This is a genomic window from Pseudooceanicola sp. DL12 (genome assembly GCF_056270665.1).
Map to the genome: position 1 here is coordinate 1,965,403 of NZ_CM149884.1, position 19,717 is coordinate 1,985,119.

The following is a 19,717-nucleotide window of genomic DNA, read 5'->3' on the forward strand; positions in this document are numbered from 1 at the left end:
ACATGTGCCCGGGCCTTTTCGTGTCTGGTGATGTTGGCGCCGGAACCGGCGCGCGCCCCGTGCGAAATCAGCGCGAGGTTTCGGTGAGCCGGCGCTTCACGTAGTCGGAGACGGAGCCGATCATCTGGTTCATCTGCTCTTCTTCCGAGAAGAAGTGGCCGGCGCCGGGGATCTGCTCGTGGGTGATGGTGATGCCCTTCTGCTCCTGCAGCTTGCCCACCAGGTTGGCGGTATCGGCCGGCGGCGCGACGCGGTCGGCGGCGCCGTTGATGATCAGGCCGGAGGAGGGGCAGGGCGCCAGGAACGAGAAATCGTACATGTTGGCGGGCGGCGAGACCGAGATGAAGCCGGTGATCTCGGGGCGGCGCATCAGCAGTTGCATGCCGATCCAGGCGCCGAAGGAGAACCCTGCGACCCAGCAATGCTTGGAATTGTTGTTCATCGACTGCAGGTAGTCGAGGGCCGAAGCGGCATCCGAAAGCTCGCCAACGCCCTGATCGTATTCGCCCTGCGAGCGTCCGACGCCACGGAAATTGAACCGCAGCACGGTAAAGCCCATGTTGTAGAAGGCGTAATGCAGGTTATAGACAACCTTGTTGTTCATCGTCCCGCCAAACTGCGGATGCGGATGAAGAACGATGGCAATCGGGGCGTCACGGTCTTTTTGCGGATGGTAGCGGCCTTCAAGGCGACCTTCGGGTCCGGGAAAGATGACCTCGGGCATTCAGTGTTGTCCTCACGCGCGGTGCTATATTCTTGACGAATTTTGTTGGGCACCTTAGAATTATTCTAAACCGGCCGGGGTGTCCGGCGCGGGCTTTCATCGCAGATAGTCCGCGCAGGCCCGAAGGTCAATGAAATCAACCCGCCGGCGAGGAGATCGCGCGTGAAACTGAGTACCAAGGGGCGTTACGCCATGGTCGCACTGGCCGATATCGCGCTTCAGAAGGGCGACTCGCTGGTTGCGCTGAGCGATATTTCCAAGCGGCAGTCGATCTCGCTGCCCTATCTCGAGCAGCTTTTCGTCAAGCTGCGCCGTGCGGGGCTGGTGGATTCCGTGCGCGGACCGGGCGGCGGATACCGGCTGTCGAAGGATCCGATGGAGATCCGGGTGGTGGACATCCTCTCTGCCGTGGACGAAACGGTGAGCGCGATGCACAAGGGCGCGGGCGCCAGCGGCGGCCTGTCCGGCAGCCGCGCGCAATCGGTGACGAACCGGTTGTGGGAGGGCCTGAGTGCCCATGTCTATGTCTTCCTGCACCAGACGACCCTGGGCGACGTGGTGCGCAACGAGCTTGCGCCCTGTCCGGCGGTGCCGACCCTCTTCGAGGTGGTGGACGAAGCCTGAAGGGCCTGCGCGACGCGCGGGCCGCAGATGCAGCAGGGCCCGCAATGGGGCCCGTTCGATAAGGGCCCCGCTCCCCGGGGCCGGTAACAAGGTGAGAGGCGCCGGGGAAACGGCGCGAAAGGTTTGATGTGATGGCCCGGGTCTATCTGGATCACAATGCGACGACACCCCTGCGTGCCGAGGCGCGCGAGGCGATGATCGCGGCGATGGATCTGGCGGGCAACCCGTCGTCGGTGCACGCGGAGGGCCGCAAGGCCAAGGGCCTAGTGGAACGGGCGCGTGCGCAGGTGGCCTCGGCGCTTGGCGCGGACGGGGCGGACATCGTCTTTGTCTCGGGCGCGACGGAGGCGGCGCAGCTGGCCTGTGCGCACCGCGATTTGATGATGTCGGAGATCGAGCACGACGCGATGCTGAGCTGGGCCGGGGGCATCTTGCCGGTGAACCGCGATGGCATCGTGCAGGTGGAAAACCCTGAAAACAGTGCCTTGCAGCTTGCCAACAGCGAGACGGGCGTGGTGCAGGACCTGCCGCGGGGCCTGGCGGTAAGCGACCTGACGCAGGCATTCGGCAAGCTGCCCGTTGCATTCAACTGGTTGGGGTGCCAGATGGGCATCGTGAGCGCCCACAAGTTGGGTGGTCCGAAGGGCATCGGGGCGCTGGTGATGCCGCGGGGCACCGACCTGGCGGCGCAGCTGAAGGGCGGCGGACAGGAAATGGGCCGCCGCGCCGGCACCGAGAACGTCATCGGCATCGCGGGCTTCGGCGCCGCGGCAGAGGCCGCCGCGGCCGACCTGGCCAATGGCGTCTGGGAGGCGGTCGCCGAACGTCGCGACGCGCTGGAGGCGCTGCTGCGCGACGCGGTGGCCGATATCGAGATCGCCGGGGCAGGGGCGAAACGCCTGCCCAACACGACCTGCGTGATCACGCCCGGCTGGAAGGGCGAGACCCAGGTCATGCAGATGGACCTGGGGGGCTTTGCGGTCAGCGCGGGCTCGGCCTGTTCCAGCGGCAAGGTGCGCGCGAGCAAGGTGCTGCGCGCCATGGGATACGACGAGAGGGAGGCCTCGGGCGCGCTGCGCGTGAGCCTGGGCCCCGAGAATACGCAAGAGGACCTGGAGCGTTTTGCCACTGCCTGGCTGGCGCAAAGGGACAAACATCGCGCCCGTGCGGCGTGATACTGGAAACAGGACGAAAGCCATGACCAAGATGGACACGCCCGAAGCGAAGGCCGTCACGGAAGTGAAAGACGGCGTCGATCAGGAAACCGTCGATGCGGTGCGCAGTGTCAGCACCTACAAGTACGGCTGGGATACCGAGATCGAGATGGACTACGCGCCCCTCGGGCTGAGCGAAGACATCGTGCGGCTGATCTCGGCCAAGAACAACGAGCCGGAATGGATGACCGACTGGCGGCTGCAGGCCTACCGCCGGTGGCTGGAGAAGGAAGAGCCCAAGTGGGCGATGGTGGAATACCCCACGATCGACTTCCAGAACCAGTATTACTATGCCCGCCCCAAGAGCATGGAAGAGAAGCCGAAGTCGCTCGACGAGGTGGATCCCAAGCTGCTGGCCACCTATGAAAAGCTGGGCATTCCGCTGAAGGAACAGATGATCCTGGCCGGTGTCGAGGGCGCCGAGGAGATCAAGGACGAGGCCGCGCCCGAGCGCAAGGTCGCCGTGGACGCCGTCTTTGACAGCGTCTCCGTGGGCACGACCTTCCAGAAGGAGCTGAAGGCCGCCGGCGTGATCTTCTGCTCGATCTCGGAGGCCATCCGCGAGCATCCCGAGCTGGTGAAGAAGTACCTCGGCTCGGTCGTGCCGGTCTCCGACAACTTCTATGCCACGCTGAACAGCGCCGTCTTCTCTGACGGCTCCTTCGTCTATGTGCCGCCGGGCGTGCGCTGCCCGATGGAGCTGTCGACCTATTTCCGCATCAACGCCGAGAACACCGGCCAGTTCGAGCGGACGCTGATCATCGCCGACAAGGGCAGCTATGTCAGCTACCTTGAAGGCTGCACCGCGCCGCAGCGCGATACCGCGCAGCTGCATGCCGCGGTGGTGGAGATCATCATCGAGGAAGACGCCGAGGTGAAGTATTCCACCGTGCAGAACTGGTTCCCCGGGGACGAGAACGGCAAGGGCGGCATCTACAACTTCGTCACCAAGCGTGCCGATTGCCGCGGCGACCGTGCCAAGGTGATGTGGACGCAGGTGGAAACCGGCAGCGCCGTGACCTGGAAATACCCGAGCTGCATCCTGCGCGGCGACGACAGCCAGGGCGAGTTCTACTCCATCGCCATCGCCAACAACTACCAGCAGGCCGATACCGGCACGAAGATGGTGCACCTTGGCAAGAACACCAAGAGCCGCATCGTGTCCAAGGGGATCAGCGCCGGCCGCGCGCAGAACACCTATCGCGGCCAGGTGTCGATGCACCCCAAGGCCAAGAACAGCCGCAACTATACCCAGTGCGACAGCCTGCTGATCGGATCGGAATGCGGGGCGCACACGGTGCCCTACATCGAGGTCAAGAACAACTCGAGCCGGACCGAACACGAGGCGACCACCAGCAAGGTGGACGAGGATCAGCTGTTCTACTGCCGTCAGCGCGGCATGGACGAGGAGGAGGCGGTGGCCCTGGTGGTCAACGGCTTCTGCAAGGACGTGCTGCAGGCGCTGCCGATGGAGTTTGCCATGGAAGCGCAGCAGCTGGTGGCGATTTCGCTGGAGGGCAGCGTCGGCTGATGCAGATCAGCCGGGGCCCCGAACGCAGGATCTGCCGAGGTCGAGTGATGCGGAACGCAGTTCAGACGGAAGAACGCAGAGCGTGCTTTGTCGCGCTGCGTCCGCATGCCATTCTGATGGCCGGCGCGGCGCAGGTGCGGGGGATGGCCCCGGCCTGTGGCGTGCACCGGCAGGGAGACGGTAATGGCTGACAAGACCAAGAAGAAAAAGAAGAGCGCCAAGGCGGACAAGAAGATGTCCGCGGCGGCGGCCTCGGTGAACGAGGTGCTGACGGGCGTGCTGACGGGCGCGCCGGAGGGCGAGGGCGTGGTCCTGGTGCAGCCAGAACCACAGCCAGAACCGCTGCCAGAACCTCTGCCCGAGCCGCGTGCGGAGGCCGCGGTTGCCACCGCGGGCAAGCCTCGCCGGGTCCTGTTTTCCGCCATGAAGAACGAGGCGCCCTTCATCCTGGAATGGGTGGCCTATCATCAGGTCATCGGGTTCGATCACATCGTGATCTGTTCGAACGGCTCCGATGACGGCACCACCGAGCTGCTGGATGCGCTGGCGGACGCGGGCGAGATCGAGCACATCGTGCACGATGTGCCAAAGCGCGTCTCTCCCCAGGCAAATGCAGCCCGGGTCGCCAATGCGCGCGGCATCCTCTCGCACGGGGACTGGGCGCTCTGGCTGGATGCCGACGAGTTCCTGAACGTGCAGGTGGGCGAAGGATACCTGGGGGACCTGCTGAGCCGGATCGAGCCGCACCGGGGCATGATGATCCCCTGGCGGCTGTTCGGCGACGGTGGCAACGAGACCTTTCCGGGGCGCTTCATCTCTTCGGACTTCATTCGCGCCGCGCAGATCTCCTATGAGGGCAACCGGCAGATCAAGACCCTGTTCCGCCACGGGCCGGGGATCGAGGGATTTGCGGAATCGGGCATTCACCGCCCCAAGCTGTGCCCGGACGGCGGCCTGGAGGCGAGCGATTTCATCGGCGCCAATGGCCGCGAGCTGAGCGCGGGCAACCGCGTCAACCGGATCTGGCTGTCCGGCGAGGACAACTCGGTCACGAACCGTCTGAACGAGAAGGCCCTCGGCTGGGACATGGCGCAGATCAACCATTACAGCGTGCGCACGCCGGATGTCTTCGAACTGAAGCGCAGCCGGGGCCGGGGCTGGGCCGCAGGCAAGTCCGACGGTGCCAACAATCGCCATACCGAGGATTTCTACAAGGCGATGAACCGCAACGGCGTGCTGGACCGCTCGATCCTGCGCTTCGAGGCCGCGGTGGATGCCCGCCTGTTCGAACTGCGGTCGGTGCCGGCGATTGCCGAGGCCGACATGCGCGGCCGGCGGCTGACCGCGGCGGCGGTGCGCCGCCTGCGCCATCCCAAGGTGGCCGAGCGCCTGGAACAGGGGCCCGTCGAGGGGGAGGCGCCGCCGCGCTTCGAGGTGACCTTGCCCGAGGAGGAGAGCCGGCTCGTAGGCGAGCTCTATGCCCGCGACAAGGTGATCCTGGAATACGGTAGCGGGGGATCGACCTTCCTCGCGGCCGAAAACGGTGCCGCGGCGATCTTCACCGTGGAAAGCGACCCGAGCTGGGCCGAGAGCATCAGCCAGTCGCTGGCCCATCACTTTCCCGGGGCGCCGGTGCATGTGCACTATGCCGATATCGGCGCGACCGGCCCATGGGGGCGACCGATCGACATGAGCTCGGTGAGGAATTTTCACCGCTATGCCATGGAGATCTGGGACCAGCCGCAGTTCCGCCACCCGGACGTGGTGCTGATCGACGGCCGTTTCCGCGTTGCCTGTTTCTGCGCGGTCCTGCTGCGCATGACCCGCCCGCTGACGGTACTGTTCGACGACTACATCGACCGGACGGAATACCACTGGATCGAGGAGATCACTCCGCGCAGGGCGCTGCATGGCCGCATGGCGAGGTTCGAGCTTGAACCTGGCCCTGTCCCGCAGGCGCACCTGACCCGCATGATCGGCAGCTTTGTCGATTACCGATAACGCCGGGCACACCCAGCGGTGAGCCCCGAACCGAGATGAGAATGAAAATGCTGAAAATCAACAACCTGCACGTCAAACTTGAAGAAGAGGACAAACAGATCCTCAAGGGTGTCGACCTGGAGGTCGAAGCCGGCGCGGTGCATGCCATCATGGGGCCGAACGGCTCTGGCAAGTCGACGCTGTCCTATGTGCTGTCGGGCCGCGAGGGCTATGAGGTGACCGAGGGCAGCGCCACGCTGCTGGGCGAGGACCTGCTGGAGATGGAGCCCGAGGACCGCGCCGCGGCCGGCCTCTTCCTGGCGTTCCAGTACCCGGTAGAGATCCCCGGCGTGGGCAACATGACCTTTCTGCGGACGGCGGTGAACGCGCAGCGCAAGAAGCGCGGCGAGGACGAGCTGACCGCGGCAGAGTTCCTGAAGGTGGTGCGCGAGAAGGCCAAGAGCCTGAAGATCGACGCCGACATGCTGAAGCGCCCGGTCAACGTGGGCTTCTCCGGCGGCGAGAAGAAGCGCAACGAGATCCTGCAGATGGCGATGCTGGAGCCCAAGATGTGCATCCTCGACGAGACCGACTCGGGCCTCGACGTGGACGCGATGAAGCTGGTCTCGGACGGGGTGAACGCGCTGCGTGACGCGGGCCGCTCCTTCCTGGTGATCACCCACTACCAGCGCCTGCTGGACCACATCAAACCCGACGTGGTGCACATCATGGCCAATGGCCGCATCATTAAGACCGGCGGCCCCGAGCTGGCCCTCGAGGTCGAGAAGAACGGCTATGCCGATATCCTCTCGGAGGTGCAGTAATGTTCCATCCCGTAGTTGCGAAAGTGACGCCGGCCAAGACGGAGGCCACCGAGGCGCGCCTGGCCGCGCTGCCGGTGCCGCCCGCAGGGGGCTGGATGGCCGAGGCCCGTGCGGCCGCCCGTGCGCGCGTCGAGGAGATGACGCTGCCCGGCGGGCGTGACGAATACTGGAAGTACACCCGGCCCTACAGCCTGGTGCAGCCCGAGGCACCGGGGGCTGCGGTCTTCGACCCGAAGGAAGACCAGATCTTTGCCCCCGTCGACCGTGTGACGCTGGTGTTCCACGACGGTGTGTTCATGCCCGGGCTGAGCGATGATCCGACCCTGGCGGGCGTGAGCATCGAGCGCCTGGCCGATGTGCAGGGCGCCGATATCCACTGGGCGAAATCGCTCTATGGCACGCTGGAAGCGGCGAGCCATGACCCGGTGCCGCGGCCGCTGGCCGCGCTGAACACCTATGCCGCCACCGACGGCGTGCTGATCCGGGTGACGGGCAAGGCCGAGAAACCGGTGTCGCTGGTCTATCACCACGGCGACGAGACCTCGGACGCGGTGCTGCACCACGTGGTCAAGCTCGAGGCCGATGCCGAGCTGACGCTGCTGGAGAACGGCCCCGCCGCCGCGCGCTTCAACAAGGTGCTGGAAGTGGAGGTGGGCGACCGTGCCAAGTTCCACCACGTGCGCCCGCAGGGCCGCGACCACGAGCGCCGGGCGGTGACGCATATCTTTGGCCGGCTGGGCGAGGAAAGCGTGTTCAAGTCGTTCACCATGACTGCAAACGGCGTGCTGACCCGCAACGAGGTTGTCCTGGAGCTGAAGGGCGACAATGCCGTGGCCCACGTGGCCGGCGCCTGCATGGGCGACGGGGATTTCCACCACGACGATACCGTGTTTGTCACCCATGACGCGCTGAACTGCGAAAGCCGCCAGGTGTTCAAGAAGGTGCTGCGCAACGGTGCGGTCGGCGTCTTCCAGGGCAAGATCCTTGTGAAGGACGGCGCCCAGAAGACCGATGGCTATCAGATCAGCCAGGCGCTCCTGCTGGACGAGGACAGCCAGTTCCTGGCCAAGCCGGAGCTGGAGATCTATGCCGACGACGTGGCCTGTTCGCATGGCTCGACCAGCGGCGCGATCGACGAGGAGGCGCTGTTCTACCTGCAGTCGCGCGGCGTGCCGGCGAACGAGGCGCAGAACCTGCTGACCATCGCCTTCCTGGCGGAAGCCCTGGCCGAGATCGAGGACGAGACCCTGCGGGAGATCCTGCTGGAACGTCTGACGGCCTGGCTGGACCGGCACAAGTAAGAAGAAGGGGCGGCCATGTCGCTGTTGGTGAACATTGCCGCAACCTATCGGGGGCCCCGCCGCGTGATGCGGGGCCTTCTGACGATAGGCCCCCGCGAGGATCGCGCGCTGGCGCTGGTGATGGGCAGCTGCGTGGCGATCTTCGTGGCGCAATGGCCGCGGCTGTCGCGCGAGGCCTACCTGGGCGGGCAGGACCTGCAGCTGCTGCTGGGCGGATCGCTCATGGCGCTGGTGTTCATCCTGCCGCTGCTGCTCTACGCCCTGGCCGGGCTGTCGCACCTTGTGATGCGGCTGATCGGCGGGCAGGGCAGCGGCTATGGCGCGCGGCTGGCGCTGTTCTGGGCCCTGGTGGCGGCGATGCCGCTGATGCTGTTGCACGGGCTGGTGGCGGGGTTCATCGGCCCCGGCGCGGCCAAGTCGCTGGTGGGCCTGCTGTGGTTGGTGGTGTTCGTCTGGTTCTGGATTGGCGGCCTGATCGAGGCCGAACGCGGCGCACCCGCCGGAGAAAGCGCATGATGGCAAAAGGCGGCTGGCTCGAGCTGGCCTGGAATTCGGTGATCAACCCGCGCGAGGTCGCACCCCTGGTGGTGCGGACGCCGATGGATCCGGCGGCGCTGCCGCTGGCCCTGGGGCTGGTGGCGGTGCTGAACGGCATCCTCTATTCGCTGGTGCTGCCGCAGGGGTTCCTGCCGCCGCTGCTGAGCGGTCCCTTCGCGCTGGCGCTGCTGGTGGGCATCGTGGTGCTGGCCGGGGCCGGGATCGTCACCTGGCTGGGCCAGATGTTCGGCGGCACGGGAACGTTTCCCGCCATCCTGCGGGCGATGCTCTGGGTGCAGCTGGTGCGGCTTGCGGCGCAGGTGGTGGTGAGCGCGGTGGAGATGGCCTCTCCGGCGCTGGCGCTGCTGGGCGGCACGGCGGCGGGGGTCTGGGGGATCTACATGACGGTCTGCCTGGTCAGCGCGGCCCATGAATTCGAGACGAGAACAAAGGCGCTGGCGGTGCTGACGCTGGCCTTCGTAGCGGGTGTTCTGGCGTTGTCGGTGCTGCTGGCGCTGACCGGCGCGGGCGCGCCGCCGCCGGCGAGCTGACACGCGCCCGGCGCGGGTCTGGCGCGGCCGGGACGCGGGCCCGGAAAGCGGTATTGAGACAAGAGGGGGCCTGCCCCCGCGGAGAATGAAGATGTTTGATGTAAATGCCATCCGGAAGGACTTCCCCATCCTGTCGCGAGAGGTCAACGGCGTGCCGCTGGTCTATCTCGACAACGGTGCCTCGGCACAGAAGCCCCAGGTGGTGATCGACGCGGTAACCCAGGCCTATACCCATGAATATGCAAATGTTCACAGGGGCCTGCATTACCTGTCGAACCTGGCGACGGACAAGTACGAGGGGGTGCGCGCCAAGGTGCAGCGCTTTCTGAACGCGGCCAGCGAAGAGGAGATCATCTTCAACTCGGGCACCACCGAGGGCATCAACATGGTCTCCTATGCCTGGGCCGCGCCGCGGCTGCAGCCGGGCGACGAGATCGTGCTCTCGGTGATGGAGCACCATGCCAATATCGTGCCCTGGCATTTCCTGCGCGAGCGCATGGGCGTGGTGCTGAAATGGGTCGACATCGAGGCCGATGGCAGCCTGGACGCCGAGAAGGTGATCGCGGCCATGGGGCCGAAGACGAAGCTGGTGGCCGTGACGCAGATGTCGAACGTGCTGGGCACGGTGGTGGACGTGGCGGCGATCTGTGCCGCGGCGCGCGAGCGCGGCATCGCCACGATGGTCGACGGCAGCCAGGCGGCGGTGCACATGCCCGTGGACGTGCAGGCGATCGGCTGTGATTTCTATGCCATCACCGGGCACAAGCTCTATGGGCCGTCCGGGTCGGGCGCGATCTATGTCCGCGCGGAGCGGATGAAGGAGATGCGGCCCTTCCTCGGCGGTGGCGACATGATCAGGGAAGTGACCCGCGACGAGGTGATCTACAACGATCCGCCGATGAAGTTCGAGGCCGGCACCCCGGGCATCGTGCAGACCATCGGCATGGGCGTGGCGCTGGATTACATGATGGGCATCGGCATGGAGGCCATCGCCGCCCATGAACATGCGCTGACCGCCTATGCCAGCGAGAAGCTGCATGGCCTGAACTGGCTGAACGTGCAGGGGCAGGCGCCGGGCAAGGGCGGGATCTTCAGCTTTACAATGGAGGGCGCGGCCCATGCCCATGACATCTCGACCATCCTCGACAAGAAGGGCGTGGCGGTGCGTGCCGGGCATCATTGCGCCGGGCCGCTGATGGAGACGCTGGGGATCACGGCAAGCTGTCGTGCGAGCCTTGCGATGTACAATACCGAGGCGGATATCGACAAGCTGGTCGAGGCGCTGGAACTGGCGCGCGAACTCTTCGCCTAGATCCGCCTCCGGCGGCCGCATTTCGGAAAAGATGAAGGGGCGTGGCCGCGGGGCCGCGCCCTTTTGCCGCCTGGTCAGGGCTGAAGGGTACGGATGCAGAAGTAGTCGTCGCGCGGGGTGCCGTCGATCATGACCCCGCCGGGATGGCGGGCGACGCGGGTGAAGCCGTGTTTCTCGTAGAAGGCCAGGGCGCGGCGGTTCTCGGTGTCGACGTAGAGCTCGAGCTGGGAGATGGCGTGGGTGCGGGCCTCCCTGACGATGCCGCGGAGCAGCACGGCGGCCGCGCCGGTGCCGTGGAAGGTGGGCGAGACGAAGAAGGGGCCGAGGGTGGCGCGGTGGCGGGTACGGATGAGGCGCTCGCGGTGGAAGCCCGCGAAGCCGATGAGCCGTCCCTCGGTGAAGAGCCCGCGAACCCCGCCGGCCGCGATCACGCGACGGGCCTCTTCGGGGGGGATGTCGGCCTCTTCCGGGGTGATCAGGAAGCCCAGCGGGAAGGCGCGGGTGCCCTCCAGGCGCAGCAGTCGCCAGGCCTCTGCCTGGGATTCATCGAGCCGTGCATAGCTGAATTCGGTCAAGACGGGCCTCCCTCTGGCCGGCCAACCCTAGGGGGGCTGTGCCCCGGGGAACAGGGCAAAGACAGCTGTAGCGCGAAGGGGATGCGGTGAGAATGAGCGGAAACGACATTAATTTGGTCGTTTTTCGGCATTGCGGTTTCTATCGAGGGCATTGGGGCCTAGGCTGTCGCCAACATTCACAAGCAGGAGAGACCCATGCCCCTTTTGACCGAAGCCGACGAAATCTCGCAAATCGCGTTCGGATTCATGGGGTCGAAGGCGCTTTTTGCGGCGCTGGAGCTGAAGGTCTTCTCGCACCTGGCGGAGGCGCCGATGACGGCGGCCGAGCTTGCAGCGAAGGAAGACATCCACGAGGACCGCGCCATGACGCTGCTGACGGCGCTGGCGGGCCTGGGCCTGGTGGACGTGAAGGACGGCGTATTTTCCAACTCGCCGGCGGCGGAGGCCTTCCTGGTGAAGGGCGCCAAGTATGATTTCGGCGATTACATCCGGCTGCAGGTCGGCAAGCAGATGTATCCGCTGCTCGACCAGATCGAGGGCGCGCTGACCGGCGAGATGGACGAGGATGCCACGAAATCCTATGCCGACTGGTTTTCCGACCCCGAGGAGGCGCGGCTCTATTCCGAGAGCCAGCACAGCGGCTCGCTCGGGCCGGCGCGACAGCTGGCCAAGGCGCTGGACCTGTCGGGCGGCAAGAAGATGCTGGACGTGGGCGGCGGCACCGCGGCCTTCGACATCACGCTGTGCAAGAAATTCCCCGACCTGACCGCGACGGTGCTGGAATTTCCCAACGTTGCGGCGCTGGGGCGGAAATACGTGGAAGAGGCGGGGCTGAGCGACCGGATCACCTACCGGGAGGGCAATGCGCTCGAGGCGGAATGGCCCGAGGGGCAGGATATCGTGCTGATGTCCTACCTGTTTTCCGGGGTGCCGGGCGAGACCCACGACGGGCTGATCGAAAAGGCCATGAGCGTGCTGAACCCCGGTGGCATCATCCTGATCCATGACTTCATCGTGGAGGCCGACCGCACCGGGCCGTCGCTGGCCGCGCTCTGGCAGCTGCAGCACACGGCCTTTACCCCCGAGGCGCGTTCGCTCGACGCCGGATGGCTGACCGGCAAGCTGAAGGATTTCGGCTTTGCCGAGGTTGGAATCCGGACCATGATTCCCGAGATGACCATGCTGGCCCAGGGCCAGAAGGCCTGAGAGATCAGGGGATTACGGATCGCCCGGCAAAAACGCCGGGCGATTTTGCCATTCTGGGCCAGAGACCCCATTGCGATGGCTGCGGGGACCGGCTATAGACCCCCGCAGGCACCCATAGCTCAGCTGGATAGAGCGCTGCCCTCCGAAGGCAGAGGCCATAGGTTCGAATCCTATTGGGTGCACCATAAAATCAATGACTTAGCTGTTTCTCGATCCTTCGGCGGTGCAGTTTTGGTGCTGATATTCCGCATTATCGGCGGCGATCCATGGCCTCGACCGCAGTTTCCTGATGGCTGGGCGAGTGGTGCCCATAGACCCGCTCAATGGTCGCTGCGCTGGTCCCGAAGTACCCGGCCGCGTCCCAGTAGGTCGCGCCGCGCTGCAGGGCCCAGGTGATCGCGGTGTGCTTCAGGGTGTGGGGCGTCACGTCGGACAGGTCGATCTGAACGTTCTTGGCCCGCGCCAGCTCTTCGCCAATGGTTCGGGCCCTGGCCCATCCCTTCTTGATATCGCGGACCATCTCGCGACTGATCCGGCCATCACGTTCAACCTGGCGCTCGACCACGTAAAGCCGACCAAGCGCCGCCTGGCGGCGCAGATGGGCCAGGTAACGCCTAGGAAGGCGCGCCGTGGCTTGGCGCTTCTTCGTCTCTGTCTTGGCCCCTGGTCTGCGGTAGAGAAGGCCGTTCACCGTGTCGACGTGGCCGCCTGACGGGCTCGGGCGGTCGATGTGCATGGAAAGGATCGTCTCCTTGCGCGAGCCGGTGTAGAGCCCGTGCAGGATGAAGTCCTGAAGGTGTCGGCCGTCGCTGTTCAGGGCGCGGGCCCCACGGATCAGCCACGCGGCCTCTTGGCGGGTGAGCCACCGCTCACGGGCGGGCGGCTTCGGAGGCATCACCACGCGCGGCGCTTCCAGCAGGTAGCCTTCCCGGTGGCAGTGATTGATTGCCGCCTGAAGCGCGTTCAGCTCCCGCCGCACCGTTCCGGCGCTCACTGGCGCGCCCGTCTTCTGGTGCACACGGCTTTTTGCGTAGCGCCGGCAGGTCTCGCCTTTGACCGCGCTCACGGGCAGGGCCCCCCAGAACGGATCGAGGGCAGATATCGCGTAGCCGATCCGCTCGGGTGCGGTCACATAGGCGGCGTGTTCGTCAGCGTAGATCGACAGCGCCCAGCCGCAGGTTATTTCCGACGGGTGAGCGGGACCACTGGGGCGGTGCTTCCGCGAGATGTAGTCCGCGAGCTGGTCTTCAGCCTCGCTGCGGCTGCCTGTGCCGGTCGAGACGCGGACCCCTCCGGTGTCGCGGATTTCCCATACCCCTGGGCGGCCTTTGCTTTCCCGCCAGTAGAGGCGGGCGCCTTTGCTTCGACGCGGCATGATGCAATCAGCTCCTTGATGTCTTCGTGGTATATGCCGACGCTGCGGCCGATGCGGACGGTGTGTCCCTGGTCGTTGCTGACCCGTCTCAGGGCCTCTACCGGGACGCCGAGGCGTTCCGCAACTGTCGCGAAGGGCAGGATCAGCGGATCACCGTCCCGCCAGATGGTCGGATCGTGCTTTCCCATCAGGCCTATTCCTTCTCGCCACGGGCGCGGATGGCGCCGGCGCACACAAGGTTCTTGCGCCGACTTTTCGACTTCCACCACTCTGCGGACCATGGCCATTCGGATGGTGCCATGCCGTTTGTCGGTCGCACCCATCCGAAATGAGCGTAGCACGCAGCGGCGGCAGAAAGTTCGTCGCGGTCGTGTTCGTCATCGTGCTCGGGAGTCCAGCCTTCTGCTTCGATCTGCCGGGCGCGCTTAGCGGCGATGCTCTCAATTCCATTCATCGTGCAATCTCCTGCTTGGCCACCCCCGCCAGCACCTCTGCGCTGGCCCGCATGGCGGTGATATTGAACTGGAAGCCCTCGGCCTCCTTCACGTTGCAGATTCGCCCTAGCGGGCCGGATCCGGATGTCAGGCGCACCATGGCGCCACGGGGCAGGCTCTGGCGCTTCACGGTCAGATAGACGTGGCGCGCGCGGGCGCAGGCGGCCTTCATTTCGTCTAGCTGTCTCTCCCGCCGCCGGCGCTCCAGGGCTTCCCAGCGTCTTCGCTGCGGCGGTAGGTGGTGGTGCCACCGACGATCTCGGTGGCATGCATGAGGGCGATCTCGCTCGGGCAGTGCAGGGCAGCCTCGATCAGGGCGAGCTGGGGTGCTGTGGCCGACAGCAGGGCGATGCTGGTGCGCTGGCGCTGGTCGGTCAGAGAGAGGCATGCGCGGGCGGTGGTCATCCCGTTTTCCTCTCGTTATTGCGCCATATGGGGTGCAGCATTGTGTTCAGCTCGCACATGATGGCGCGACTGACGCGGCGCATGTGCGGGCTGTCGCTGCTGTCGGCGTGGCGCTGTGCCTGCGCGCGGATCGCGTTGAGGCGGCGGAATTCGTTTGCCTTGGGGCTCATGCTGCGGTCTCCGCCTCACGCCAAACTGGTTGATCTGGCCCGTATGGCGAGGGCTGAAGCGACCCTGAGGCGCAGGCGGGAAGCGCAGAGGTGCTTCTGTGCTGCCGGCGGGGCGTAGGCTGAAGGCATTGTGGCCAGGCGCTCGAGGCGCTCCTGATCGATAGGGTGGCCGTGTGCCGCCTTGGCAGCCAGCCAGGAAGCCTGCGCCAGGCAGGGGAGCAGGGGGTGCTCAGGGATGTTCATTGCTGTCTCCATCGGGTGTGATGGATATTGGGTAAAGTGCCAAACGGCACAAAGTCAATCATTAATGTGCCAAACGGCACACCTACGCAGGTTGACAATGAGAACAAAAATAGAACATTTAGTCTCTACTGATACGAATTGGGGCTTCTGAAGATGAAAATGGGCGCAAGTAGATGTTCTTTGGAGGCACTTAACGGCCAGCAACATAAGGCGGTACGAGAACTTGCGTTGCTTCTGCTTACTGTGCGTTGCGGGCCAGGAGGCCGCGAATCTGCGCTTCCAGCAGTTGCCGCTCTTCTGGCGACAACAGATCAAGAAGGGCGGCAGTCTGACCAGCGTCAGACTGCGGAACAAGATTGATGAAGTCGTTTACTGACTTTCCGTAGAACGCTGCAATGAGCATGGCGTTTTCCACGGTTGTAGAGGCATTCTCACGCGACTTCAGTTTGTTGATTACATCTCGCGAAACGCCCGTTGCCGCGACCAAGTCAGAAATCTTGGTCCCGTGCTGGTTCATGTGCCAGAGCAATGCCGAGCGGAAATCATTTGCCATATGAGAGCTTATTGTGCCTGTTGGCACACTCAGCAATGTGTCAATTGGCTCTTGACTGATGATGTGCCTATTGGCACTTATGGGCACATGGTTCAGCAATCTGACATCCTCCTGGAGCTCGACGCGTACTGTTGCGCGAACAATCTACGTCCGTCGACGGTCTGCCGAAACGCGACTGGCAATCCCCGGCTGCGGGATCGCCTGGCTGCACGGTTGGCCAAGACGGAAGCAGATGTTGCCGCGCTTCGGACGTACATGGCCTCAAACCCACCCGAAATCTCGGCTGGGCGTGCTGTGGAGCATGCGAAGTCAGTGGATGCAGATCTAGCGAAAGCTGTTTGATCACCTTCACAGGGACGCAAGACATGAGAAACACACCCCCCGCCACGATCCAGAGCGCTCTCGCGTCGGCGCTGGACGCGACCGGGCTTCGCCGCGAGGACGTGGCCGAGTTTTTGGGGATCCGGGGCTCAACTTTGTCCTATGGCACCGAGGTCAGTGAGACCCGGCCGGGCGGGTTGGGAATCAACTACGTTCATCGCCTGTCGCTGGGCTTTCCGGGATCGGCAGTGCCGATTGCCCAGCACTTTGCCGGTCTCGCCGGCGGGGTGTTTCAGCCGATCGAGATGACCGGCAATGTTGCCTCGCTCCTCGGTCAGTGCGGCGAGATCGCGAAGGAATGCGGGGAGGCCCAGGCGGCCATCCTGCGTGCGGCAGAAATGGCTTCGGGGCGCTCCAACCGGGAAGCCCTGCGCGAGATTGACGAGGCCGTGGCCGCACTGGTGCGGGCCGGGGCCGTGATCCGACAGCGAGGCGCGGCCTGAGCGCCGGGCCCATCGCTCAAGACATTTCAGATAGGAGGTGCACGATGTTCGATCAGGTTGTTCCGGTCGATCCCGAGGTTGATCCCAATGAAACCCGCATTCCCTGGCCTGAGGATTGGCAGAGCCGGCGGGATCCGGGAGACGAAGATGCCTGCCGGCGCATGTGGCAGGCGGTGCTGGCGAGCTGCCTGCGCGGTGCGGTGGGGGAACGTCTGCGGCCGGGCAAGATTGTGCGGGGCGCGAACTGGATGCCGCCTCTGGTCCGGGCCTCCTGGATCGGCGGGCGGGACTTCCAGATGATCTGTGCCCTGGCCGGGATCGACGCAAGGGCGACGGTCGAGGCCATCGAGGCGGCAGCGCGCGCGCCGGGCGGGTTGGAGGCAATGGAGAAGCGCCTCGCCCATGCCTGCCGCTGGAGCGAGATGCACCCGGTGGGTGCTCCGGCTCGGGGCAAGGTGCAGCAGGCTGGCAGGCGGTCGGGAGGGCGGAATGTCACGCGATAGGGCAGGACAGAGGGCCTTGCATGGAGATGAGTTGCAAGAGCAGGTGCAGGCCTCGGAAGAGGGTTTCGAGGTTCCTTCCGGTAGGCGGTTGATATCGGCCAGTGATTGGAAAACGCAGCGCTTCCTGTGGCTCAAAGGGTTGCGCCGTGCCAGCAACCTGTCGCGCACGGAGAAGCTTCTCGCGCACATCCTGGCGCTCGATTTTGCAAACAGCAAAACGGCACAATGCAACCCATCTCTGGCGGAACTGGAGCGCTTTCTGGAGGTGTCCAAGATGACTGTGCGACGGTCTCTCCAGGCGCTTGAGGAAGCCGGCTGGCTGGTCCAGGTCAAGGGGAGCGGACGTGGGCGAAATGGCTCTTACGGGTTTCTGTTTAAGGCGCAGATCATGCCCTTCAGGGGGCAGGAAAACCCGTCGCTAAAAGGTAACATTGTTGAGCCTTTAAAAGATGGCATCAGCGTTACCCTTTCCGGCGAAAAGGTAACACCTATGAACCGAAAAGGTAACACTGGTGATACTGCCCATTATATAGATAAACCATATAAGAACCATAAAGGGCGCGCAGGTCCGCGCGGGCTCTCCGAAAACCCTATCGTCGCCGCCGAGGCTGAGGGTGCCGTGAAGCGCTTCCGAGAGGGTCGTCTCGACGCCTTCGACAATCTCCCGACTTGGGTCATCCGACACATCGAGGCCGCAGATCTGCTGACGCCGGAAGAGCGGCAGCGGGCGGGTATTTTCCGAGAACAGGGGGGCAGGCCATGACGGACGCACAGACCACCGAGCGGGCGAAGGCCGAGACCAAGCGGGACGAAACCAAGCGGGACCGCGTCCGGCGCCTGCTGCTGGAGCCGCTCAGCGAGATCGGCTTCCGGTTTCCGCGGGGCGTTTCGGAGGAGGAGGGCCGGCGCAAGCTCGACCGGATCGCGGACGAGCTGAGCTACCTGCGCGACGAAAACCTCAGTGGCCGGATGCTGGCCACGCTGCGGACGAAGGGCGAGGGTAGCGCCAAACGTTTCTGGCCCGAGCATGCGACGTTCATCGCCTATGCCCAGCTGGCGCAGCCACGCCCCATCGAGGACATGCCTGGGATTGCCAGCTGGTTCGGCAGCGAGGCGGGGCGGAGGGCCCGAGAGGCCGGGCGACTGGTGGCGGAGCTCCGGTTCTGGCTGGTGAAACAACGCCCGCCGATGAACGACAGCGAGCGGCGGGGGGTGGCCCTGAAGGCGCGGGAACTGGAGGATCGCCACATGCGGCTCTGCGACCGGCTGGAGAGGGGCAGGGCGCTGGATGCGGCGGAAGAGGGCTGGCTGGCCGAGTACCACCGGCAGAAGGCCCTGGCGGATCGGCTGGTGGCAGTGGCAAGGAAGGCAGAGGCATGAGCATGCAGCAGAAGATCGACCTGGCGCGGCCGGGGGTAGGCAAGGATCGGGTGATCTACGTGGACGGCCAGGCGGTGGCCTGGGTACGCAGCTGGCCGGCGGCTTTCGGGCAGGACCGCATCGCGGCTTCACAGCGGGCCTGTGCGGAGCTGATCGCCGGGGCCACGCCGCCCCTCTGCTGCGGCGAGGAGATCCCCGTGGCGCCGGCGCGCGGGCCGATGATCGCCTTCACGCCGCGCCGGATGGAGGCGACTAGCGGCGGACAGTTCGTAAGCCGTCACGACGGCTTTCTGGGGCGGCGTGCGGCGCGGGTAGCGGATGTCTTTGACCTGATGGAGCAGCAGGCCTGGCGGGCGCATGGCAAGCGGGTGAAACGGGCCAGGGAGGAGGGGCGCGAGGCCCCGGCTTTCGAGGCGCCCTTCACGCCTGCGCAGATTGCCGCGGCCCGGGACTATGCGGCACTGAGCGAGCGCTGTGCATCCTCGGGGGTGAAGTGTTCTTCCTTCGAGGCGATCCGCAGCCAGGGCAGCGGCGGGGGTGATCGCGAGGCCGCGGTGATGCGGGACCTGCAGCGCCTGCGGGCCCAGCACCGCCGCATCGGCGATGGCCTGGCGAAGGACGTCCGGCGGATCCGGCCGGGCACCTCAAAGCGGCATGCTATCCGGGTGCGGTACCTGGTCGATCAGGTTTGCCTGGGCGGGCGGACGCTGGGCGAAGTGCTGACGGCCTGCGGCTGGGCCGAGGATCAGGCGGCGCGAGTGGCGCTTAGGCGCTCGCTGAGTGCGGCGCTGGACCGGATGAGCGGGGCGCGGTTGGTAGGAGGAGAGTAGGGGCTGGGTCGGCGCTCGCGGCCCAGAGCTGCCATTCGTCCTGCGCGACGCCCCTGCCATGCAGTATACTGGAAGCGGACATTCCATGCTACTCGGCAATGATCGAGTGATTTGAGGTTCAAATTATGGCACAACTGACGGTGAAGGCTCTACCTTCCAACGATTCCGGACGCTTACTGGTTCGGGTAAATAAGGCGTATCGGGACGGTATTCCACGCTATGGCATTGCTAAATTGACAAACACTGAGAACAACAAATCTGTTAGAGTCTTGGTTCTTGGGCATGATGACGATTCCGCCATCTTCATGCCATATGACATCAGAGAAGCCCTCGGTGTAGATAAAGGTGGGAACCTAAATTTCGCAATCAAAAAGACTGGCTGGCTTGGCAAGTGTTGGTGGCTGCTAAGAACGCCCGATCCAGCAGTTCACGTCCCGGCTTGGCTCGCGCTGATTTCTGTTCTCTTGGGGGGCATAGGCATAGCAGTTTCTCTCTGCTCGTGACGGCCCGATGCCGCCGCGCGCCTATCCCATTTGATGCTGCGACGCGTCCCATCAAACC

General features: G+C 65.0%; 24 protein-coding genes and 1 tRNA gene. 17 read left to right on the forward strand and 8 right to left on the reverse strand.

Annotation, left to right across the window (positions count from 1 at the left end):
• Positions 1-67: 67 nt before the first annotated feature.
• Entirely contained in the window at positions 68-724 is a 657-nt protein-coding gene (locus AC0WR5_RS09200; RefSeq protein WP_475868440.1) for an alpha/beta hydrolase, read from the reverse strand.
• 162 nt (positions 725-886) lie between these two features.
• Here AC0WR5_RS09200 and iscR point away from each other — a divergent pair, with 162 nt between their 5' ends.
• The 9 genes from iscR (at position 887) to AC0WR5_RS09245 (ending at position 10,598) form a co-directional block, all read left to right on the forward strand.
• Entirely contained in the window at positions 887-1,348 is a 462-nt protein-coding gene (iscR, locus tag AC0WR5_RS09205; RefSeq protein ID WP_475868442.1) for a Fe-S cluster assembly transcriptional regulator IscR, read from the forward strand.
• Between the two features lie 131 nt (positions 1,349-1,479).
• Complete coding sequence (locus AC0WR5_RS09210; protein ID WP_475868444.1) at positions 1,480-2,523, forward strand: cysteine desulfurase family protein; 1,044 nt, start codon at positions 1,480-1,482, stop codon at positions 2,521-2,523.
• A gap of 22 nt (positions 2,524-2,545) precedes the next feature.
• The gene (sufB, locus tag AC0WR5_RS09215; protein WP_475868446.1) at positions 2,546-4,093 is read left to right on the forward strand and encodes a Fe-S cluster assembly protein SufB; all 1,548 of its coding nucleotides are present in this window, start codon (positions 2,546-2,548) and stop codon (positions 4,091-4,093) included.
• Between the two features lie 183 nt (positions 4,094-4,276).
• Positions 4,277-6,094 (forward strand): glycosyltransferase family 2 protein, encoded by a 1,818-nt coding sequence (locus tag AC0WR5_RS09220; RefSeq protein ID WP_475868448.1) that lies wholly within the window; start codon positions 4,277-4,279, stop codon positions 6,092-6,094.
• A gap of 47 nt (positions 6,095-6,141) precedes the next feature.
• A complete protein-coding gene (sufC, locus tag AC0WR5_RS09225) occupies positions 6,142-6,897 on the forward strand; it encodes a Fe-S cluster assembly ATPase SufC (RefSeq protein ID WP_475868961.1) in 756 nt (251 codons plus the stop codon).
• Positions 6,897-8,198 carry a Fe-S cluster assembly protein SufD gene (gene sufD, locus AC0WR5_RS09230; protein WP_475868450.1) on the forward strand — a complete coding sequence of 434 codons (1,302 nt, stop codon included), beginning with the start codon at positions 6,897-6,899 and terminating at the stop codon, positions 8,196-8,198. The genes sufC and sufD overlap by 1 nt, the downstream gene beginning before the upstream one ends.
• A 15-nt stretch (positions 8,199-8,213) precedes the next feature.
• Positions 8,214-8,714 carry a YIP1 family protein gene (locus AC0WR5_RS09235; RefSeq protein WP_475868452.1) on the forward strand — a complete coding sequence of 167 codons (501 nt, stop codon included), beginning with the start codon at positions 8,214-8,216 and terminating at the stop codon, positions 8,712-8,714.
• Positions 8,711-9,286 carry a Yip1 family protein gene (locus AC0WR5_RS09240; RefSeq protein ID WP_475868454.1) on the forward strand — a complete coding sequence of 192 codons (576 nt, stop codon included), beginning with the start codon at positions 8,711-8,713 and terminating at the stop codon, positions 9,284-9,286. Before AC0WR5_RS09235 ends, AC0WR5_RS09240 begins: the two co-directional genes overlap by 4 nt.
• A 91-nt stretch (positions 9,287-9,377) precedes the next feature.
• On the forward strand, positions 9,378-10,598 hold the full coding sequence (locus AC0WR5_RS09245) for a cysteine desulfurase (RefSeq protein ID WP_475868456.1): 1,221 nt from the start codon (positions 9,378-9,380) through the stop codon (positions 10,596-10,598).
• A 74-nt stretch (positions 10,599-10,672) separates the two neighbouring features.
• Here the strand turns inward: AC0WR5_RS09245 and AC0WR5_RS09250 are convergent, their stop codons facing one another.
• Positions 10,673-11,173 carry an N-acetyltransferase family protein gene (locus AC0WR5_RS09250; protein WP_475868457.1) on the reverse strand — a complete coding sequence of 167 codons (501 nt, stop codon included), beginning with the start codon at positions 11,171-11,173 and terminating at the stop codon, positions 10,673-10,675.
• 195 nt (positions 11,174-11,368) lie between these two features.
• On the opposite strand from AC0WR5_RS09250, the gene AC0WR5_RS09255 reads away from it, so the two are divergent.
• Together AC0WR5_RS09255 and AC0WR5_RS09260 are read left to right on the forward strand one after the other, a co-directional pair.
• Positions 11,369-12,379, forward strand: a complete 1,011-nt coding sequence (locus AC0WR5_RS09255; protein ID WP_475868459.1) for a class I SAM-dependent methyltransferase — start codon at positions 11,369-11,371, stop codon at positions 12,377-12,379.
• A 108-nt stretch (positions 12,380-12,487) separates the two neighbouring features.
• Positions 12,488-12,564 (forward strand) — tRNA-Arg (locus AC0WR5_RS09260).
• A gap of 65 nt (positions 12,565-12,629) precedes the next feature.
• Here AC0WR5_RS09260 and AC0WR5_RS09265 read toward each other — a convergent pair.
• From AC0WR5_RS09265 to AC0WR5_RS09290, 6 genes are all read right to left on the reverse strand, one after another.
• On the reverse strand, positions 12,630-13,754 hold the full coding sequence (locus AC0WR5_RS09265) for a tyrosine-type recombinase/integrase (RefSeq protein ID WP_475868461.1): 1,125 nt from the start codon (positions 13,752-13,754) through the stop codon (positions 12,630-12,632).
• Positions 13,755-13,947: 193 nt separating this feature from the next.
• A complete protein-coding gene (locus tag AC0WR5_RS09270; RefSeq protein WP_475868463.1) occupies positions 13,948-14,208 on the reverse strand; it encodes a hypothetical protein in 261 nt (86 codons plus the stop codon).
• Positions 14,205-14,420, reverse strand: coding sequence for a hypothetical protein (locus AC0WR5_RS09275; protein ID WP_475868465.1), 216 nt, complete (start codon positions 14,418-14,420; stop codon positions 14,205-14,207). Before AC0WR5_RS09275 ends, AC0WR5_RS09270 begins: the two co-directional genes overlap by 4 nt.
• Positions 14,421-14,425: 5 nt before the next feature.
• Complete coding sequence (locus AC0WR5_RS09280; RefSeq protein ID WP_475868467.1) at positions 14,426-14,653, reverse strand: hypothetical protein; 228 nt, start codon at positions 14,651-14,653, stop codon at positions 14,426-14,428.
• Positions 14,650-14,823, reverse strand: coding sequence for a hypothetical protein (locus tag AC0WR5_RS09285; RefSeq protein ID WP_475868469.1), 174 nt, complete (start codon positions 14,821-14,823; stop codon positions 14,650-14,652). The genes AC0WR5_RS09280 and AC0WR5_RS09285 overlap by 4 nt, the downstream gene beginning before the upstream one ends.
• A 481-nt stretch (positions 14,824-15,304) precedes the next feature.
• On the reverse strand, positions 15,305-15,718 hold the full coding sequence (locus AC0WR5_RS09290) for a helix-turn-helix domain-containing protein (RefSeq protein ID WP_475868471.1): 414 nt from the start codon (positions 15,716-15,718) through the stop codon (positions 15,305-15,307).
• A gap of 266 nt (positions 15,719-15,984) precedes the next feature.
• Between AC0WR5_RS09290 and AC0WR5_RS09295 the strand changes: the two genes are divergently transcribed.
• From AC0WR5_RS09295 to AC0WR5_RS09320, 6 genes are all read left to right on the forward strand, one after another.
• Positions 15,985-16,443, forward strand: a complete 459-nt coding sequence (locus tag AC0WR5_RS09295) for a hypothetical protein (protein WP_475868473.1) — start codon at positions 15,985-15,987, stop codon at positions 16,441-16,443.
• A gap of 44 nt (positions 16,444-16,487) precedes the next feature.
• A complete protein-coding gene (locus tag AC0WR5_RS09300) occupies positions 16,488-16,946 on the forward strand; it encodes a hypothetical protein (RefSeq protein WP_475868475.1) in 459 nt (152 codons plus the stop codon).
• Between the two features lie 16 nt (positions 16,947-16,962).
• On the forward strand, positions 16,963-17,709 hold the full coding sequence (locus tag AC0WR5_RS09305) for a helix-turn-helix domain-containing protein (RefSeq protein WP_475868477.1): 747 nt from the start codon (positions 16,963-16,965) through the stop codon (positions 17,707-17,709).
• Positions 17,706-18,326: a hypothetical protein gene (locus tag AC0WR5_RS09310; protein ID WP_475868479.1), complete on the forward strand. Its 621-nt coding sequence runs from the start codon at positions 17,706-17,708 to the stop codon at positions 18,324-18,326. Before AC0WR5_RS09305 ends, AC0WR5_RS09310 begins: the two co-directional genes overlap by 4 nt.
• Positions 18,323-19,156: a hypothetical protein gene (locus tag AC0WR5_RS09315; RefSeq protein ID WP_475868481.1), complete on the forward strand. Its 834-nt coding sequence runs from the start codon at positions 18,323-18,325 to the stop codon at positions 19,154-19,156. Before AC0WR5_RS09310 ends, AC0WR5_RS09315 begins: the two co-directional genes overlap by 4 nt.
• Before the next feature lie 125 nt (positions 19,157-19,281).
• A complete protein-coding gene (locus tag AC0WR5_RS09320) occupies positions 19,282-19,659 on the forward strand; it encodes a hypothetical protein (protein WP_475868483.1) in 378 nt (125 codons plus the stop codon).
• Positions 19,660-19,717 lie beyond the last annotated feature (58 nt).